The sequence below is a fragment of the Moorena sp. SIO4A1 genome (assembly GCF_010672065.1).
Lineage (GTDB): Bacteria > Cyanobacteriota > Cyanobacteriia > Cyanobacteriales > Coleofasciculaceae > Moorena.
The window spans coordinates 1-1921 of record NZ_JAAHHX010000414.1 but is presented as its reverse complement, the minus strand read 5'-3'; the positions used below and the strand labels follow the sequence as shown (position 1 = coordinate 1921).

2 protein-coding genes are annotated in these 1921 nt (G+C 43.1%); both read right to left on the bottom strand.

Features of this window, described 5'->3' with window-relative positions; translation table 11 throughout:
* Positions 1-784, bottom strand: a 784-nt coding sequence (locus F6K53_RS38885; protein WP_293085209.1) for a carboxynorspermidine decarboxylase, incomplete at its 3' end; no start/stop codon positions are given.
* Positions 785-792: 8 nt separating this feature from the next.
* Positions 793-1921, bottom strand: a 1129-nt coding sequence (locus F6K53_RS38880) for a saccharopine dehydrogenase family protein (RefSeq protein WP_293085206.1), incomplete at its 5' end; no start/stop codon positions are given.

Here is a 1921-nt window from a genome sequence, read left to right as displayed (position 1 = left end):
GGTTTGAAGTTTCAATCAGATCAAGAACTGTTGCTCGGAGTACCCCAGTTTCCCATGCCACTGCCGATCCAGGCTCCAGATAAATATGCAAGTGAGGATAACGGGATTTAAAACGGGTCAAAACTTGGATTAGGTGTTCGATATCATAGCTTTTAGAGGTGATCAGATGTCCTCCCCCTAAATTAAGCCACTTGATCTGGGGAAGGTGATGCCCAAACAGGGTTTCAATCTGCTCTAAAGTACGTGCTAAAGCCTGTGAGTCGCTTTCACATAAGTTGTGGCAATGTAACCCTTCAATGCCCTCCGGTAACTTATCACCTAATTTTTCAGCGCGTATTCCTAGACGAGATAAGGGAGACGAGGGATTATAGATCTCCGGTTCCACCGGAGAATACTCTGGATTAATGCGCAGACCCGGTGATACTTGGGTCAAGAGAGTTTTTTCTTTAAATCGCTCCCATTGGCTTAGGGAGTTAAACGAGATATGTGTTGCCCCTTGAATCAGTTCTGGAAATTCTTTTTCCTGGTAGGCAAGCAAGTAAAGGTGGAGCTCTTTACCAAACTCTTCTCGCCCTAGCCTTGCTTCAAACAGAGAGCTAGCAGTAGTACCTTGTAAGTATTGTTTCACAATGGGAAAGGCACTGAACATCGCAAACCCCTTCAAGGCAAGAATGATCGTAATTCCTGCTTTTTTCTGAACCGAGTCAATTAACTCAAGATTCTCAATCAGCTTTTCGGACTCAAGCACATAGCAGGGGGATGGGATTTGGGAATAATCAATCATCTTGCTTGTTAATCCCCAAATTCTTCTGAGTTGTTAATTGACTCATGCCAAGGTAAACCATAGGTTCCCAGCTTTGCCAAAAAAGGGTCAGGGTCAAGTTGTTCGACATTAAAGACTCCCTCACCTTGCCATTCACCAGTTAAGACTAGCATTGCACCAAGCATTGCAGGTACTCCTGTTGTATAAGCAACAGCTTGTGCCCCTACTTCTTGATAAGCTTTTGCATGGTCACAGTTATTGTAGATATAGTAGGTTTTTGGTTTTCCGTCTTTTATTCCTCGAATATGGCAGCCAATAGATGTTTGACCTTCATAGTTCTCACCTAGTGAAGATGGTGCAGGTAGAACAGCTTTGAGGAATTGCAAGGGGACGATTTGATGCCCTTCATACTCAATTGGTTCAATACTAGTTAATCCTACATTCTGGAGAACTTGCAGGTGTGTCAGATAACTTTCACTGAAAGTCATCCAAAAGCGAGCCCGTTTAATGGTGGGAATGTGCTTCACTAGAGACTCAAGCTCTTCATGATACAACAGGTATGACTCCCTCTGGCCAATCTCTGGATAATTGATTGACCGATGCACTGAGAACGGCTCAACCTCTACCCAATTGGAGTTTTCATAGTATTTTCCTTTTTGGGTAATCTCTCTGATGTTAATCTCCGGATTAAAATTAGTAGCGAAAGGATGACCGTGATCTCCGGCATTACAATCTACAATATCTAGATAGTGAATCTCATCAAAGTGGTGCTTTAGGGCATAGGCTGTAAATACCCCTGTTACTCCAGGATCGAATCCGCATCCAAGCACAGCCATAATCCCAGCTTGTTTATATCTTTCGTGGTAATCCCACTGCCATTTATACTCAAATTTGGCTTCATCAGGAGGTTCGTAGTTAGCAGTATCGAGATAATTTACTCCTGTTTCTAAGCACGCATCCATAATCGGTAAGTCTTGATACGGTAGAGCTACGTTGATAACTATGTCAGGCTGAAAATCCTTAATGAGTGCCACTATTTCTGCAACGTTATCTGCATCGACTTGGGCTGTTTGTAATGAGGGATGGGCAATAGTAGCGGCAATGCGATCGCATTTTTCTTTAGTCCGACTTGCTAGGAGAATCTCCAAGAAAACATCT